Genomic DNA, 15,586 nt, shown 5'->3' on the forward strand with positions numbered 1-15,586 from the left:
ACATTTAGGATGGCCGATAAATTAAGTGTAGTTTTCAACTAATGGAGGATTTCACGATGGCCGTTTTGTTGACTGCGGAACAAATGAGGCACACGAAAGCGTCGAACCCGTTTCAAATACAACATCCGGAACAGGTGACGAACAAATTCACAATAACGGAAGAATCAAAAGCCGCGGAAACGCTGAAACTTGGCAAGCAGCAATCGATTGATGAGTTGAAAGTATTCTTGAAAGACTATGACATGACATCGATCACCACCAACGAACTAAAAAAAGTCGGCAGCCGACTCTATAACAGTGGCGTCATTGATGGCGAAGCTTTTCATATGTTCATCTCTGGCCTGGGTGCTTTTGATGCCAACGGCCAGCAAGCCGAAACCGACGTAAAATACAATGCAATCGCGTTATTCAATGAAAAGCTAGAAGACTATCTGTCGTTTGTTGAAAGTCATCCAAACGTCAAGCGCTCCCAAGGCATCCCCGAATATATCCAAGGCATGGTCGCTGCCAATCACGCAATCAATGCACTGACATTTTTCGTCAATTCATCCAAAAACGAACTTTCGATAGAAGAGCATGCTTGAAATGAGCCCCATGCAGGGCGCCAACGACATCCTCGGCGCCCTGCTGCTTCAGGACATTACCGACCGAACCTGACCGTTCCCCAATAGGACTTGGAGACCGTTTCGCGGTTCTCTAGCATTACCCGGTAAGTACCCAGTGGACCGAGCCATGAGGCATAGGCTGACAAGGGGTTACCGGCCACTGTTTTCCAGGAACCGCCCACCTGTTGTTGAATGTAAATCTGTGGCGCTCTGCCCCCGCCTGCGGCTGACACCATTGCGTCAATATTTGCGTTAGAGCAACCGTTGGCCCCAGTAATGGTGAATGGACCAAGCGCGACAGCCTCTGATTCGGGTTGAATTATTCCGCTATAGCTGTCAGTAATAGTCAAGCACAAAGCAGACACTTGGGCCGACAGCAACATCAAAGCCAGACATGGCAATGCAAAAAGACCTTTCATGATTTTCACCTTCAGTATCAAGCCAATAATATTTATTTCCACTACTCAAGACTGATACCCGCTATGCCTTTTAATTCCCCATAGGCGGCCCTCGACTTAGCGGCGCGCAATCGCTGTAGCCAAGGCACGCCGAACATGATTCGAACCATTAAAGAAAAGTAATAACTACCGTGCCAAGGACTATGCATGATTAAGCACTGGCAGTAAGCCGGCCACTTCCTAAAATCTCGAAAGACCCTTCTGTCGTCCGCAAGAAGAACTAAGTCAGTTATTTCCTAATCCCGCACACCCCTGCGGTTACAGCCTATTTGTCTCATTCAAAATCAAACTCCGATAATGCCCCGGATTCGACCCCGCCCATTTACGAAACGCCTTATAAAACGAACTGGTGTCGGCAAACCCCAGTCGCGTCGCGATCTCGGCAAAGCTGATGTGGGGTTCCGCCAGCCAGACAATCGCCAGCTCTTTGCGCACGCTGTCCTTGAGGCCCTGATAGGTCTGCCCTTCTTCCGCCAGGCGGCGGCGCAAGGTTGAGGCGGAGATGCACAGGCTGGCGGCCAGGCCGTCGGTTTCCGGCCAGATGTCGGGTGGCATCTGGCGCAGGTCGTGCTTGATGCGGGTGGCCAGGCTGTCGGGGTCACGGTACTTGACCAGGATGTTCGCCGGCGCATGGGCGAGGAAGCGCTTGAGCTCCTCGGGGCTGCGCTTGATGGGCAGGTCGAGGCAGTCGGCGGAGAAGATCATGCGGGTGCGAGGTCGATCAAAGCGCAGGTTGTCAGAGAACATCACCTGGTAGTCATCGCAGAAATCCGGCTGGGGGCAGCGCAGCTCGATGGCGAGGATCGGTATACGCCGCCCCGCCAACCAGCAGGCAACACCGTGGACGATCATCCAGTACGTGAAATAGGTAAACGCCCGGCGTGGCTCTGCCTCGGTTTCCAACAGCACGATTTCCGCCAGGCTTTGCTGGCGCACCAGTTGCGCAGGCAGATGGTCGAGCATCAATGACAGGAACCCCAGCCCGGTTTCCAACCCATCGACCACGGTGGGTTGGGCCAGGGCGGCCCGGCACAGAAACGCCAGGCTGCCGGATTTGAGCTTGCGCGGGTCCATGCCAAAGAACTCATCGTCCAGGCGACGCGCCAGCAGGCGCCACAACCGCGCGTAGGCGGTGGCCGACACACGTGCGCCGGGCTGCAGCAACAGCTCGGGGTCGATGCCCACCTTGTTCAACGCTTCAACGGTGGCGGCCCCCGGCGCACAGCTCTGCGCCAGCGCTTCGCGCACAAGATGGATGGAAATGGTGTCTTTTTCCGACATGGGGGCGGGGCAATCCAACGGCTCAAAAGGTGGTGTGCATCATAAGGGCGGTTGCGCTTCCCCACCACCGTTCAGCCGGCGTTCAGTAAAGGTCAATATTTCTTGTTTAGCAATGAGTATCATTATGTTACAAATTAGCTTCCTATCTAGTTACCCTGCGGTGCCGAATGCTTGTCCCCTTTCTCATCATGTTGCGCGAAGGAATTGAAGCAGCCCTGATCGTTGGCATCATCGCCAGTTACCTGCAACAGACCGGCCGCGGCCAGTGGATGCCAGCGGTATGGATCGGCGTGTTTCTCGCTGCCGCGCTGGCCTTGCTGGTGGGCGGCGGTCTGGAATTGGTCAGCGCCGAGTTCCCACAAAAGCAACAGGAGTTGTTTGAAGGCGTGGTCGGCCTGGTGGCTGTGGGCATCCTCAGTTCCATGGTGTTCTGGATGCGCAAGGTGGCGCGCTCCATCAAGCATTCCCTGCACGCCTCCCTCGATCATGCACTGGCCGGCTCCAGACATCAGGTCATCGCGTTGATCCTCATGGTGTTTTTCGCCGTGGCGCGCGAAGGCCTGGAAACCGTATTTTTCCTGCTGGCGGTGTTCCAGCAAAGCGAAGGCCCCGGTGCACCGTTGGGCGCCCTGCTCGGCCTGGTCCTGGCGGTCATCGTCGGTTTCCTGATCTACACCGGCAGCATGCGCCTGAACCTCGGGGCGTTCTTCCGCTGGACCGGTCTGTTCATCCTGGTGGTGGCCGCGGGCATTCTCGCCAACTCAGTGCAGGCCTTGCATGAAGCCGGCCTGTGGAACCACCTGCAAACCGTGCTGTTCGATTTCAGCGCCGTGCTGCCGATGGACAGCCCGTTGGGCTCGGTACTGGCCGGGATGTTCGGGTATCAAGAAGCGCCGACCGTCAGCACCCTGGGCGCCTACCTGATTTACCTGGTGGTGGCCCTGGTGATGTTCTTCCTGCCCGCAGCACCGGCCAAGCCGGCCGTCACCTCTTCTTCCGTTTCCAGCCAGTAAGGACCGTCCCTTGTCCAACCCAACGCCTCAACCCGCCTCCCCGCACCGCGCCTTGCGCTGGGCGGTAGCCGGCTCGGTGGTCGTGATGATCGCCGCCGCAGGCCTGTTCTACTACGCCTCGCAAATGGCCGCCGCCAAGCGCCAGACCAACCACAATGAAATTGCCGTGACCATTCATGGCCACGCCTGCGAGCCGAACGCGCTGACCGTACCGGCTGGCCGCGCAAGCTTTCGCATCATCAACCGCTCGGATCGCGCGGTGGAGTGGGAAATCCTCGATGGCGTGCTGGTGGTCGAAGAACGTGAAAATATCGCCCCCGGCCTGAGCCAGGTGATCAATGCCAACCTGCTGCCCGGCGACTATGCGATCACCTGCGGCCTGCTGAGCAACCCGCGCGGCACCCTGCATGTGACCGCGACGGCGGAGTCCGACGCCCAGGCCAAGGCCAAGCCGTCGATGGTGGCGTTTATCGGCCCGCTGTCGGAGTTCCGCGTGTACCTGAGCAGCCAGGGCAGTGCACTGGTCAAGGCCGTGAGCGCCTTGCAGCAAGCGATCGACGCCGGTGACCTGGCCCAGGCCCAGGCGTTGTACGTGCCGGCCCGTGAGGCTTACCAGCGATTGGCCCCGGCGTCGCAACGCCTGGCGGAGCTGGACAATGCCATCAACGCCCGCGCGGATTACTTTGAAAAACGCGAACAAGACCCGGCCTTCAGCGGCTTCCACCGCCTCGAATACAGCCTGTTCCAACAGCGCAGCCTCGATGGCCTGGCGCCGATTGCCCAGCGCCTGGTTGCCGACGTGACCACCCTCAAGCAACAACTGCTGACGCAGTCGCTGCCACCGGAGCAGTTGGTGAGCATCGTGGTGCGCAACCTCAACAGCCTGGCCGATGTACGCGTCGTCAGCGGTGAAGAAGAACGCTACAGCCATATCGACCTCAACGGTTTTGCCGCCAACCTGGATGCCGCCCACAAGGTCGTGGACCTGATGCGCCCGTTGCTGAGCAAATCCGCCGCTGACTTGCTGCCCAAGATCGACAGCGCGCTCGATGCGTTCGATGCCCAGCTCAGTGGCTTGAAGGTCGACGGCCAGTACCGCCGCTATGACAGTGTTACCGCCGATCAGCGCAAGCAGATCGCCGACAAGGCCAAGGCTCTGGCCAATGTACTCGATGGAATCGACCCCGCCCTTGGCCTTTCCGGCCTGCAGTGAAGACGACCGCACACATGAGTGACTCACAATTGTTTGACCTTCAGCGCCGCCGTGTCCTGCTGGGCATGGCCGCCACCGGCGCCGCGATTGCCGGCAGCACCTTGAGCTGCCCGGCCATGGCGGCCGCCGCGCAAGCCCAAGTCACCACCGCCCCCAGCAGTGACAAGACCCAGGACCACCACGACTTTATCGGCCAACACCAGAGCGGCATCGTCACGCCGCGCCCGGCCTGCGGCATGCTGGTGGCGTTCGACGTACTGGCCAACGACCGCCAGGACCTGGAGCGCTTGTTCCGTACCCTCAACGAGCGCATCCGCTTCCTGATGAGCGGCGGTACCGTGCCGCAAGTCGACCCGAAGCTGCCGCCCACCGATTCCGGGATTCTCGGCCCGGTGGTGACGCCGGACAACCTGACCATCACCGTGTCCGTGGGTGAATCCCTGTTCGACGAACGCTTCGGCCTTGGCAGCGTCAAGCCTAAGCGCCTGAGCCGCATGGTCGGCTTTCCCAACGATGCCCTGGAGCCGGCGCAGTGCCACGGCGACCTGAGCCTGCAATTTTGCTCCAACACCCCGGACACCAATATCCACGCCTTGCGCGACATCGTGAAGAACCTGCCCGACCTGCTGCTGGTGCGCTGGAAACAAGAAGGCAGCGTCCCGCCCCAGGCCCCTGCCCGCCCTGACGAGCCGGCGCAGAGCGCGCGCAACTTCCTCGGCTTTCGTGACGGTTCGGCCAACCCGAACTCCAACGACAACCAGGCGATGGACCAGATCGTCTGGGTCCAGCCCGGCAGCGATGAGCCCGCCTGGGCCGCCCATGGCAGCTACCAGGCCGTGCGGATTATCCGCAACTTTGTTGAACGTTGGGACCGTACCCCCCTGCAAGAGCAGGAAAGCATCATCGGCCGTGTCAAGACCACGGGCGCGCCCATGGGTGGCCAGCAGGAAACCCAGGTTCCCGACTACAGCAAGGACCCGGAAGGCAAGTTGACCAAGCTCGATGCCCACATCCGCCTGGCCAACCCGCGCACCCCGCAGACCCAGGCCAACCTGATCCTGCGCCGGCCGTTCAACTACTCCAACGGCGTCAATAAAAACGGTCAGCTGGACATGGGGCTGTTGTTCATCTGCTACCAGGCTGACCTGGAGAAAGGCTTCATCAGCGTGCAAACCCGGCTCAACGGCGAGCCTCTGGAGGAATACCTCAAGCCGGTCGGCGGTGGGTATTTCTTCACCTTGCCGGGGGTCACGGGCCCTAAGGATTTCATCGGGCGCACGCTCCTCGCGGCAACGCACCCGCACACCCCTGCCAACACCTAAAACACACACCAGAGCGGAAATCGTCCCATGAAGAAGTCGTCTATCGCATTGTCGTTGTTAATCACCCTTTCGCCGCTGGCAGCGTTCGCCGCTACCGCGCCGCTGGACCTGGTAGGCCCGGTGTCGGACTACAAGATCTACGTCACTGAGGAAATCGGTGAGCTGGTGACCCAGACCCAGGCGTTCACCGATGCGATCAACAAAGGTGACCTGGCCACGGCCAAGAAGCTCTACGCACCGACCCGCGTGCACTACGAGTCGATCGAGCCGATCGCCGAACTGTTCAGCGACCTGGATGCGTCGATCGATTCGCGCGTGGATGACCATGAAAAAGGCGTGACCGCCGAAGACTTCACCGGCTTCCACCGTATCGAATACGCGCTGTTCTCGCAGAACTCGACCAAAGGCCTGGAAGCGCTGACCACCAAGCTCAACGCCGATGTCAACGACCTCAAGACCCGTGTCGACGGCCTGACCTTCCCGCCTGAGAAAGTCGTCGGCGGTGCCGCGGCGCTGCTCGAAGAAGTCGCGGCCACCAAGATCTCCGGTGAAGAAGACCGCTACAGCCACACCGACCTGTATGACTTCAAAGGCAACATCGACGGCGCGAAGAAAATCGTCGACCTGTTCCGTGGCCAGATCGAGAAGCAGGACAAAGCCTTCCTGGCCAAGGTCGACAAAAACTTCGCCACCGTAGACAAGATCCTCGCCAAGTACAAAACCAAGGATGGCGGTTTCGAGACCTATGACAAGGTCAAGGAAAACGACCGCAAGGCCCTGGTGGGTCCGGTCAACACCCTGGCGGAAGACCTGTCCACCTTACGCGGCAAACTGGGTTTGAACTGACACAACGCGCCAATGGCCGCTCACCCTCCCGCGCCCGGCGCGGGAGGTCGTCGGCTCAGCGTGCCTGCTGGAACCCGCTCAATGGCGTGCCGAACGGCCGGCCGCTGCGCGGATCAATCGCATACCAACGTCCGTTGTTGCCCGTGGCGTGCACGTCAATGCCCTGGCTCGTTCCCGCAACGCCCGCCGCTGGAGGCCGCGAGGGTGCTGCTTGACCGGCCGCCGCCATCAGATAGCACCTCATCTTCTCCTCGGCCGTTATCAAATGCGGCACAGACTTACCCAGCCGGGTCGCGCCGCCTGCAACCAACGCAGGTAACTTGACCAGCCCCTTCGTGGCCGCGCTGACCATTTGCGGGTAGCCATCGAACGGGTTGAGTGCGGCGCTGGTGAACAACACCCCTTCCCTGACGAAATCGAAGGCCTTGTCGCTGAAGGACGCTACCGGTTTTACCCAGGCCGTTTTCGGTACAAGGGGACTGAGCGTCGGCGCCAGCCGCCGGATAACCCCGGCCACGGGGGCCTGCGCCAGTGCCCTTCCCGCACGTATCAACGAGCGTGCCCGGCCAGCGGCCGACAGTGCCACCCCGCCCACATCCAATGCCAGGCTGAACAAGCCGCTGCCAATATTGCCTGCCGCAAACTCTTGATAAGCCCCCACGAAAGGCACCAACCCGAGCAGGATCCCATGATCGCGCGCAACGGCCTCGCGGTGTTGTTCAAGGGGCAACACCCCCTTCGCCCTGGCGAGCATAGTCTCTTGCGATTCATAAAAATTGCCTTGGGTGATTCGCGTCACGATGTCGGCTGTCTTCGACGATGAGTAGCTGTCAGGGACGAAATCATCGGGTGCGAAACCCTCCGGGCGGGGAACGCCGGGCAGCGTTGCGCCAAGCTTTTCAACAATGACCTTGGAAGGCTCCCGCGTTGACCGAGGATCCGATCCCTTGGCGTAGGCGTCGACGTCGATGGCCAGGGCAGTGCCGCGGACAATCGGCACGGAGGTAACGCCCCACGGCGCGGGGACGCGCTTTCTCTCCACCACGCCCCCCAACACCAACTGCGACGGCAGGTCTGTGCGCTTGACGATTGGCCCTTTGGCGAACACCTCGTAATAACTCACGGTGGTGCCGTGCTCCGCACGTATCAGGGTGCCTTGCCGGTACTTGGCCGCGTCACGATGCGCATCAGTCTCCTTGGCCTGAATCTCCCCGGTTTCGCCGCGCAGGGTAAAGAGCTCGACATTGCCCAGTTCCAGCAGCTTGCGATCCGCCAATGGCAACTCGGCGATTCTGAGTTTGAGCTGGGTCGCATAAGCGCTCTTGAGGGCGCTGCGATGCTCATCGACAGCCTTTTTCAGCAGGCCGTCCAACGCCGGTAGACGGCGAATGCGGGCATCCAGTTCGTTGCGTTTCTCGACGGGCGCTATCACCTCACTGCGTGGCTGGTAGGGCGAACTCGCCGCGCGCGCTGGTGCTTGTGGCAGGTCACTGGTGAGCACCCACTTGCCGGGGGTCAGATCACCGGTCATATAGGTCTCCACCAGCGAACGCGTACGGGGTTCGGAGACCCGCATGTTACGACGCGCCCCGGCATCGGCGAGCTGTACCGTCATGCCTTCCAGGCGGCTCGCGGCGACGCCTGGGAAAACCTTGAGCAACTCGGCAATGGCGACCGACCTGCGCGTCGGCAACCCGGACGCGCACTGCGTGAATGCGCGGCTGACATCTTCGCGCTGGCCCTGAAATGCCGCAGACGCGGCCTGAATCATGTGCGCGGAGTACTCGCCGTCGGGTGCGCGAGGAATCACCCCGTTGAGCACGGCCCAATCGGTGATGATACGCAGACCGAGCAAGCGCATCAGGGTCGCCTGCGCCTCACTGGTGGGCCCCAGGACAGTGATGGCGCTGATCTGCTCTTCGTCCATCGCCCGCGAAGTACCCGGGGCCAAGTTGTCGACCATGCCGCATCCCAGGCGCAGTTCCATCCATGCCGGGGTTCCCATGTGGATCGCATCAGGCACATCGCGTACAAGGAACTCCGGCGCAGCCTGTGCCAGGCCGATATGCGCGGCCAGTATCGCCAGTTTTGAGTCCAGGCCTTTTTGGTGGATCAGATGGTTTTCCAGGTCGCGGCGTATGGCGGTAAACGTGCGCCCCATGTTGGCGGGCTGGTAGAGGTCATAACCGGCCACCTGCCCCGGTTTTCCCGGTGCCTGCGGATCGGCGTGCAGTTTGATTGCCGCAATGACCATCTGTTGGCACACCGCCTTTGGCACTGTCGTGCCGATATCGAACGTACCGTACCAATTCACACTGCGGGCCCAGCGCTCGCCCAGATCCAATGCCTCGGGACTGTCGAGCAGGCGGTGCAGATGCCCGGCCGGATCCGCTTGCAGCGCCTCTAGGCCATGGCCCTTCAGGTAGTCGAAGCCCTCGGCGCTCGCACCGCCCAACTGTGTGTTGGCCAATGCCGCCAGCGTGGCTTTGTCTGACGCCGATAACTGGCCCGGAGCCCACGTCCAATCCATGAAACCGGCGTAATTGCCCAAGGGTGGCGCCGGAGGCAAGGTGGTGCGCAGCCATTGGATGACGTTACGCACTTCTCCCACGGTGTGTGGGGTACCCAGGCCCTTTTGCTCAACGATCTGGCGCAGCGTAGGGGAACCGTCTGCTGGCTGCGCCCCGTCCCAGGGCGTGGTGTCCGGCAAATCCGTGATGAGTCGCTCAAGCTGGTCCGCCAAGCGGGGACGTTCTTCAAGTTCGCCAAGGGTCAGCTGCACCTGGGCCAGATCGGCGGCCATTGATCGGGCCCGCGCAGGCGGCATCGACAGGCCCTGGGTGCGCAATTGCCGCTCCAATTGATTGGCCTGCTCGATGCCCATCGGAAGCTCAATGCCAAACGCCTGTAGAACCAGGTGCCGAGGCACCCACTGCTCACCGTCTGCCAGGTGGGTGAGACCTCGGTCCCGTGGGTCCAGAACCTCGCGAAGAGCACGCAACGGCGCTGAAACTTGCCACCATCCCGACGCATCGCTGGTGGAGAACCTCACAGGCGTGCGCACGCCATCGCGGACGACGTAGCCTTGGATGAAATCTTTATGCAGTCTCAGGGTCCCCGTCTCCAGGCCCTTGCTGGTCAGCCAGGCCTACAGGGGCGGCTGGCTCCAAAGCTGGCGGTAGAGCGCCAGCGCTGGCGCCAGGCTGCTGTTGGCGGGCACCTCGACCATGGCGTAACCGCTCTCCATTGCCGCACCCAACCGTTGCCCCAGCCTCACATCGGCAGCGGGGGGTTGATCACCCTGCCCCTCTGCGGCACGGCGCCCCCGCGATGCCGGCCGTGAGTGCTCAACCGGCACGCGTGGGTGCTCGGGGGTAAGCACAGTGAGCCCGACGGGGATCGGGTTATCCGGGATAAATCGCTGGCGGTTTTGCAAGGAAATGGACATGGGCACGTTCTCTTGAGGTTATTCCGTCAGAGAAGTGGTCCCAGGCCCGTCATCGGTTCACGGTTAATCATGAGAAATGTCGTGGCGAGGCCACATTCAGAGAATCCGATACAACAACCGCTCAATCCGCACCCGGCTGACGCGACGCAAGAATTTGCCGACCGCTTGCGGGTAGTCCACCAGGCTCTGCAAATCCTGATAGCGTTCGATGCGTGTGGTGTGCTGGAAGATCTGCGCCAGTTCGGCCCCCCTCGGCTCCAGCCACTCATGCTTGGGATCATCGATCAGCAAGGCGTTTTCGAGGTCGAGGCGGAATGCCCGCGGGTTGAGGTTGTTACCGGTCAGCAACGTGTAGCGCTGGTCGATCCACATGCCCTTGAGGTGGTAAGTGTTATCGCCGTCGCGCCACAGGTGCAGGTTCAGTTGGCCGCTGTCGATCATCGGCTGATGACGCTTGGCAAAGCGGCGCAGGCTGATTTCGTATAGATACGGCAGCGCTGCGATGACCTTGAACGGTTCGCTGGGCGGGATGTAGAAATCGTTGGCGGTCTTGTCGCCGACGATGATGTCGATGTTCACCCCGCGCGCCAGGGCGCGGTTGATCTCGCGGGTCACCGGCAGCGGCAGGTTGAAATACGGCGTGCAGATGGTCAGTTGGTGCTGGGCGCTGGCGATCAGCTCCAGGATGACCCGGCTCAGTGGGTTGTTCTTGCCCACACCAAGCAACGGGCTGACCGAGAGGTTGCCATTGGGCAACTGGCCCGCCGTGGTGTCGTAGGCCGCATGCTTGAGGCGGCTGCGCAGGTCACCAATGTCATTGCGCAGGCTGCGCGTGGTCGGCGGGTTGGGCAAGTCGAGTCGATGCACCGCCTTGGAGGCCACCAACCCGTGCTCCACCAGATGCTGCATCGAATCGGCCAGCGCTTGGCTGTGGATCAGGTGGTAACGGTCGAAGCGGTATTTGTCGAACTTGTGCAGGTACACGTTGTTCAGGCTGGCACCGCTGTAGAGCACAGTGTCGTCAATCACAAACCCCTTGAGGTGCAACACGCCGAACAGTTCGCGGGTTTGCACCGGCACGCCATACACCGGCACTTCACTGGCATGGCTCTGGGTCATGGCCTGGTACCAGGCGCTGTTGCCCGGCTGCTTGCCGGCGCCGATCAACCCGCGCTGGGCGCGCAGCCAGTCGACCACCACGACGATGTCCAGTTCCGGTCGCGCGGCCTTGGCCGCGTGCAAGGCGTCGTAGATCTCCTGCCCCGCTTCGTCCTGCTGCAAGTACAGCGCGACGATGTAGATGCGTCGCGTGGCCTTGTGGATTTGTTCCAGCAGGCAGCGACGAAACGCATCGGCGCCGGACAACACATCGATGGCATCGGTAGTCAGAGGAAAACCGCGCAGTTTGGGCAACAGGGAGCGTTTGAAGAACGACGGCATAAGGCTCGCAATGGGTCGAATCCGAAGAGGCCCCGAGCTTACACCATGGGGTTGCTCAGGTCTCGCTGCCCGGCATGGAAAAAGCCTATTGACCAAGAAGAACGATCGTTCTACTTTATGCAGCATGAACGACATGACCCACAATGAAACTCGCGACATCATCCTCGACGTCACCGAAAAGTTGATCTATCGCCATGGCATCGCCGCCACCGGCATGGACTTCCTGGTGAAAACCGCCGGGGTCTCGCGCAAAAGCATTTACCGTTACTTCGCCAACAAGGACGAGTTGGTGGTCGCCGCCCTGCAACGCCGTGATGAGCGTTGGATGCAGTGGCTGCGCGACGAAGTGGAGCGCGTCGACGATAGCGGCGAACGCTTGCTTGCGCTGTTCAGCGCACTCAAGGCCTGGTTCGGCTCGGCGGACTTTCGCGGTTGCGCCTTCATCAACACCAGCGGTGAAACCGGCAACCCTCAAGACCCCGTGCGCCTGCTGGCCAAGGCGCACAAACAGAAACTGTTCGAATACACACGCCAACTGTGTCAAGCACATGGCACCCCCGACCCCGAACGGCAGGCCGCGCAACTGCTGATCCTGATCGATGGCGCCATTACCGTTGCCCTGGTGATGGGCGATTCAACCGCTGCTGATAATGCGCAATGCATGGCGCGAACGTTATTGGGGCTTTGAACGCATCACCCGCGCAACTTTCTTTAGCCCAGGAGCCATGACATGTCATCCACCTCGCAAATCCGTCCACCGCTGCCGCCCTTCACCCGTGAATCGGCGATCGAAAAAGTCCGCCTGGCCGAAGACGGCTGGAACTCCCGCGACCCGCAACGGGTGTCCCTGGCCTACACCTTGGATACCAAGTGGCGTAACCGCGCCGAATTCGCCTACAACCGCGAAGAAGCCAAGGGCTTCCTGACCCGTAAATGGGCCAAGGAGCTGGACTATCGGCTGATCAAGGAGCTGTGGGCGTTCACCGATAACCGTATTGCCGTGCGCTATGCCTATGAGTGGCACGACGACTCCGGTAACTGGTTTCGTTCCTACGGCAACGAGAACTGGGAGTTTGACGAGAATGGCCTGATGGCCAACCGCTTTGCCTGCATCAACGATTTGCCGATCAATGAAAGTGAACGCAAGTTCCACTGGCCCCTGGGCCGGCGCCCGGATGATCACCCGGGGCTGTCCGAACTCGGCCTTTAGGGCTTGCACGCTTCCAGAAGGCGGGAGCCCCCCGGCACCTATAAGATAATTTATTGATTATCCAAGATTAAATGCCGGCTTAAACGACTGCACTTTGTGGTGAGGGCGCTTGCTCCCTCACCACAGGGGTTCCAGTTTGCTGTGCGGCAGCGCTAAGTTGCAGAGTCAGCGGGCTATCCCACCGTTTGGAAACCCGTAAGTGTCAGTCCTGATTCAGACCGACGCGATACAACACCCCATCGTCTTCATCCGTCAGCATGTACAGAAACCCATCCGGCCCCTGGCGCACGTCACGAATCCGCGCTTTCAAGCCCCCCAGCAAGCGTTCCTCATGGATCACCTTGTCGCCATCGAACTGCAGGCGAATCAACTCCTGACTGGACAGCGCCCCAATGAACAGGTTGTGCTGCCAGGCCTTGAAGCGGTCGGCGTCGTAGAACGCCATGCCGCTGATAGCTGGAGACTTCTCCCACACATGGTGCGGCGCGACTGTGCCTTCCACCGTCTTGCCCTGGGCTTCGGGAATCGGCGTCAGGGAGTAGTTGATGCCATGGGTCGCCAGCGGCCAGCCATAGTTCTTGCCACGCTCGATGATGTTGACTTCATCGCCGCCACGCGGCCCATGCTCGTTTTCCCAGATCGTGCCGCTCCAGGGGTTCAGTGCCAGGCCCTGGGGGTTGCGCTGGCCATAGGACCAGATTTCCGGACGTACGCCTGGCTGCCCCACGAATGGGTTGTCATCGGGGATGCGGCCATCGGGGTAAATCCGCACCACCTTGCCTTGCAACTTGTCCAGGTCCTGGGCCGTGGACCGGTCGTTGTTTTCGCCCAACGTCACGAACAGGTAGCCATCACGGTCGAAGGCCAGGCGTGAGCCAAAGTGATTACCGGTGGACAGCTTGGGTTCCTGGCGCAGGATCACCTTGAAGTCCTTCAAGCCACTCAAGTCGTCCGACAAACGCCCGCGCCCTACCACCGTACCGGCCGTACCGCCCTGGCCACCGCCCTCAGCGTACGACAGGTACACCATGCGGTCCTGCTTGAAGTCGGGTGAGAGCACCACGTCAAGCAAGCCGCCCTGCCCCTTGGCCCAGACCTCAGGCACACCGCTCAGCGGCGCCGACAGCTTGCCGTCCGGGCTGACAAAGCGCAGGTGCCCAGGCCGCTCGGTCACCAGGAAGCCCTGCCTGTCGGGCAAAAAAGCCACCGCCCATGGGTGGTCCAGGCCCTTGGCGATCGGGGTGACGGTGATGCTGCCCTGCTCACTTGGGAATTGCTGCACATCGGCTGCGTAAACCGCCGTCAGCGGCAGCAAGGTCGTGGCACAAAAGGCGGCAAGAAACGTTTTGCGTAGAAACATAAGGCGGGGTCCTTACCGGCGCTCAAGGCCGGCGATTGCCGTTGGCATCAACAGTGGGGGCTTTGGTTTCGGTCGCGGGGCGGCTGGGTGCTGCGTCGCGCTGCGGATAACGATTGCCGATGCCGCCGTTTTCCAGGGTGGGTGTACGCGGGGTCGGAGCGGTCTGGATGCCGCGTATCAGCGACGGATTGGGCTGGGTGCCCTGCATGCTGTTGGGGTTGGCCCGGTGGATCGGGCCATTGTCCGAGTTGTTGCTGCCAGGCAGGTTTTGCGCCTGGGCAGCGGTGGCCAGCGCCAAGCCCAATGCCAGCGCTGCAAGATGACGCACACAGATGTTCATGACAAAGCCTCTCTGGGCGAGGAGTACGTGCTTTCGATAACACGCTACGCGCTGGGTTCGAATTTCGACACTAAATAGTTTCTCATCAGGTGTAACACGATCTGTCCGCGCATCCGCTGATCGAAACTTTTGCCAACGCCCACGAGTCAGCCGCACATAGCCTCTTCTCAAGGAACTGCACGCATGCCTAGGGCAATCTGGAAAGGTGCCATCAGTTTTGGCTTGGTCCATATCCCGGTGTCGCTGGTTTCGGCCACGGCTTCCCAGGGGGTCGACTTCGACTGGTTGGATAAACGCAGCATGGACCCGGTGGGCTACAAGCGCATCAACAAGACCAGCGGCAAGGAAGTCACCAAGGACAACATCGTCAAGGGCGTGGCGTTCAAGAAAGGCCGCTACGTGGTGCTCAGCGAAGAGGAAATCCGCTCGGCCCACCCCAAGTCGACCCAGACCATCGAGATTATCGCCTTCGTGGCCAGCGACCAGATCCCCCTGCAAAACATCGATACGCCCTACTTCCTGGCCCCGGACAAACGCGGCGGCAAGGTGTATGCATTACTGCGCGAAACCCTGAAGAAAACCAACAAGGTCGCCCTGGCCAATGTGGTGTTGCACACCAAGCAGCACCTGGCTGCGCTGATGCCGCTGGAGTCGGCCCTGGTGCTGGTGATGCTGCGTTGGCCCGCTGAGGTGCGCAGCCTCGATGAACTGGAGCTGGGCAGCGATGTGACCCGGCCCAGCCTGGCCAAGGGCGAGCTGGACATGGCCAGGCGCCTGGTGGAAGACATGAGCGCCGACTGGCAGCCCGATGCCTACCGTGACAGTTTTCAGGAGAAGATCATGGCGTTGGTGGCGAAGAAGGCCAAGGCCGGCAAGATCGAGGACGTGGAAAGCCAGGCCGGCAGCGAAGAACGCAAGTCGGCTGACGTGATCGACCTCACCGAACTGCTCAAGCGCAGTCTGGCCGGCAAATCCGCCGCCAAGCGCCCGGCGAAAAAACCAGCCGCGAAAAAAACCAGCAAAAAGGCCTCTTGAGTCCGCCATAGAAGG

At 60.8% G+C, this 15,586-nt stretch carries 14 protein-coding genes; 8 read left to right on the forward strand and 6 right to left on the reverse strand.

The annotated features are described in order from the left end of the window. Positions 1 to 56 precede the first annotated feature (56 nt). Positions 57 to 584 (forward strand): hypothetical protein, encoded by a 528-nt coding sequence (locus A7317_RS12245; RefSeq protein WP_041160930.1) that lies wholly within the window; start codon positions 57 to 59, stop codon positions 582 to 584. Positions 585 to 1,321: 737 nt separating this feature from the next. Here A7317_RS12245 and A7317_RS12250 read toward each other — a convergent pair. Next, the gene (locus A7317_RS12250; RefSeq protein ID WP_069075914.1) at positions 1,322 to 2,344 is read right to left on the reverse strand and encodes an AraC family transcriptional regulator; all 1,023 of its coding nucleotides are present in this window, start codon (positions 2,342 to 2,344) and stop codon (positions 1,322 to 1,324) included. A gap of 167 nt (positions 2,345 to 2,511) precedes the next feature. Here A7317_RS12250 and efeU point away from each other — a divergent pair, with 167 nt between their 5' ends. Genes efeU through efeO (A7317_RS12270) form a run of 4 tightly spaced genes read left to right on the forward strand, consistent with a single transcriptional unit; the run spans position 2,512 to position 6,738 of the window. Further along, a complete protein-coding gene (gene efeU, locus A7317_RS12255; protein ID WP_024075313.1) occupies positions 2,512 to 3,357 on the forward strand; it encodes an iron uptake transporter permease EfeU in 846 nt (281 codons plus the stop codon). A 10-nt stretch (positions 3,358 to 3,367) separates the two neighbouring features. Beyond that, entirely contained in the window at positions 3,368 to 4,570 is a 1,203-nt protein-coding gene (efeO, locus tag A7317_RS12260; RefSeq protein ID WP_069075915.1) for an iron uptake system protein EfeO, read from the forward strand. Positions 4,571 to 4,584: 14 nt separating this feature from the next. After that, a complete protein-coding gene (gene efeB, locus A7317_RS12265) occupies positions 4,585 to 5,892 on the forward strand; it encodes an iron uptake transporter deferrochelatase/peroxidase subunit (RefSeq protein WP_069077392.1) in 1,308 nt (435 codons plus the stop codon). Positions 5,893 to 5,919: 27 nt separating this feature from the next. Further along, the gene (efeO, locus tag A7317_RS12270; RefSeq protein ID WP_024075310.1) at positions 5,920 to 6,738 is read left to right on the forward strand and encodes an iron uptake system protein EfeO; all 819 of its coding nucleotides are present in this window, start codon (positions 5,920 to 5,922) and stop codon (positions 6,736 to 6,738) included. A gap of 55 nt (positions 6,739 to 6,793) precedes the next feature. Here the strand turns inward: efeO (A7317_RS12270) and A7317_RS12275 are convergent, their stop codons facing one another. The 3 genes from A7317_RS12275 to pssA form a co-directional block, all read right to left on the reverse strand. Continuing rightward, on the reverse strand, positions 6,794 to 9,739 hold the full coding sequence (locus A7317_RS12275) for a hypothetical protein (RefSeq protein ID WP_155766393.1): 2,946 nt from the start codon (positions 9,737 to 9,739) through the stop codon (positions 6,794 to 6,796). A gap of 147 nt (positions 9,740 to 9,886) precedes the next feature. Beyond that, complete coding sequence (locus A7317_RS12280; RefSeq protein WP_069075917.1) at positions 9,887 to 10,186, reverse strand: hypothetical protein; 300 nt, start codon at positions 10,184 to 10,186, stop codon at positions 9,887 to 9,889. 96 nt (positions 10,187 to 10,282) lie between these two features. Beyond that, positions 10,283 to 11,626: a CDP-diacylglycerol--serine O-phosphatidyltransferase gene (gene pssA, locus A7317_RS12285; RefSeq protein ID WP_069075918.1), complete on the reverse strand. Its 1,344-nt coding sequence runs from the start codon at positions 11,624 to 11,626 to the stop codon at positions 10,283 to 10,285. A gap of 124 nt (positions 11,627 to 11,750) precedes the next feature. Between pssA and A7317_RS12290 the strand changes: the two genes are divergently transcribed. Together A7317_RS12290 and A7317_RS12295 are read left to right on the forward strand one after the other, a co-directional pair. Continuing rightward, positions 11,751 to 12,314: a TetR/AcrR family transcriptional regulator gene (locus A7317_RS12290; RefSeq protein WP_024075307.1), complete on the forward strand. Its 564-nt coding sequence runs from the start codon at positions 11,751 to 11,753 to the stop codon at positions 12,312 to 12,314. A 42-nt stretch (positions 12,315 to 12,356) separates the two neighbouring features. Next, positions 12,357 to 12,836, forward strand: a complete 480-nt coding sequence (locus A7317_RS12295) for a DUF1348 family protein (protein ID WP_024075306.1) — start codon at positions 12,357 to 12,359, stop codon at positions 12,834 to 12,836. 202 nt (positions 12,837 to 13,038) lie between these two features. Here the strand turns inward: A7317_RS12295 and A7317_RS12300 are convergent, their stop codons facing one another. Together A7317_RS12300 and A7317_RS12305 are read right to left on the reverse strand one after the other, a co-directional pair. Then, positions 13,039 to 14,196: a PQQ-dependent sugar dehydrogenase gene (locus A7317_RS12300; RefSeq protein WP_069075919.1), complete on the reverse strand. Its 1,158-nt coding sequence runs from the start codon at positions 14,194 to 14,196 to the stop codon at positions 13,039 to 13,041. Positions 14,197 to 14,218: 22 nt separating this feature from the next. Continuing rightward, entirely contained in the window at positions 14,219 to 14,536 is a 318-nt protein-coding gene (locus A7317_RS12305) for a hypothetical protein (protein WP_024075304.1), read from the reverse strand. 183 nt (positions 14,537 to 14,719) lie between these two features. On the opposite strand from A7317_RS12305, the gene A7317_RS12310 reads away from it, so the two are divergent. Then, positions 14,720 to 15,571 carry a Ku protein gene (locus A7317_RS12310; protein WP_024075303.1) on the forward strand — a complete coding sequence of 284 codons (852 nt, stop codon included), beginning with the start codon at positions 14,720 to 14,722 and terminating at the stop codon, positions 15,569 to 15,571. Positions 15,572 to 15,586: the final 15 nt, after the last annotated feature.

It is taken from the genome of Pseudomonas fluorescens (genome assembly GCF_001708445.1).
In the GTDB taxonomy this organism is placed as follows: domain Bacteria; phylum Pseudomonadota; class Gammaproteobacteria; order Pseudomonadales; family Pseudomonadaceae; genus Aquipseudomonas; species Aquipseudomonas gorinensis.

What these genes read in the sequence shown, in the direction of transcription:
- A7317_RS12280 (WP_069075917.1), bottom strand. Translation starts at nt 10,186, where the DNA reads ATGTCCATTTCCTTGCAAAACCGCCAGCGATTTATCCCGGATAACCCG.
- A7317_RS12290 (WP_024075307.1), top strand. Translation starts at nt 11,751, where the DNA reads ATGAACGACATGACCCACAATGAAACTCGCGACATCATCCTCGACGTC.
- efeU (WP_024075313.1), top strand. Translation starts at nt 2,512, where the DNA reads ATGCTTGTCCCCTTTCTCATCATGTTGCGCGAAGGAATTGAAGCAGCC.
- pssA (WP_069075918.1), bottom strand. Translation starts at nt 11,626, where the DNA reads ATGCCGTCGTTCTTCAAACGCTCCCTGTTGCCCAAACTGCGCGGTTTT.
- A7317_RS12250 (WP_069075914.1), bottom strand. Translation starts at nt 2,344, where the DNA reads ATGTCGGAAAAAGACACCATTTCCATCCATCTTGTGCGCGAAGCGCTG.
- A7317_RS12305 (WP_024075304.1), bottom strand. Translation starts at nt 14,536, where the DNA reads ATGAACATCTGTGTGCGTCATCTTGCAGCGCTGGCATTGGGCTTGGCG.
- A7317_RS12295 (WP_024075306.1), top strand. Translation starts at nt 12,357, where the DNA reads ATGTCATCCACCTCGCAAATCCGTCCACCGCTGCCGCCCTTCACCCGT.
- efeO (WP_024075310.1), top strand. Translation starts at nt 5,920, where the DNA reads ATGAAGAAGTCGTCTATCGCATTGTCGTTGTTAATCACCCTTTCGCCG.
- efeB (WP_069077392.1), top strand. Translation starts at nt 4,585, where the DNA reads ATGAGTGACTCACAATTGTTTGACCTTCAGCGCCGCCGTGTCCTGCTG.
- A7317_RS12300 (WP_069075919.1), bottom strand. Translation starts at nt 14,196, where the DNA reads ATGTTTCTACGCAAAACGTTTCTTGCCGCCTTTTGTGCCACGACCTTG.
- A7317_RS12310 (WP_024075303.1), top strand. Translation starts at nt 14,720, where the DNA reads ATGCCTAGGGCAATCTGGAAAGGTGCCATCAGTTTTGGCTTGGTCCAT.
- A7317_RS12245 (WP_041160930.1), top strand. Translation starts at nt 57, where the DNA reads ATGGCCGTTTTGTTGACTGCGGAACAAATGAGGCACACGAAAGCGTCG.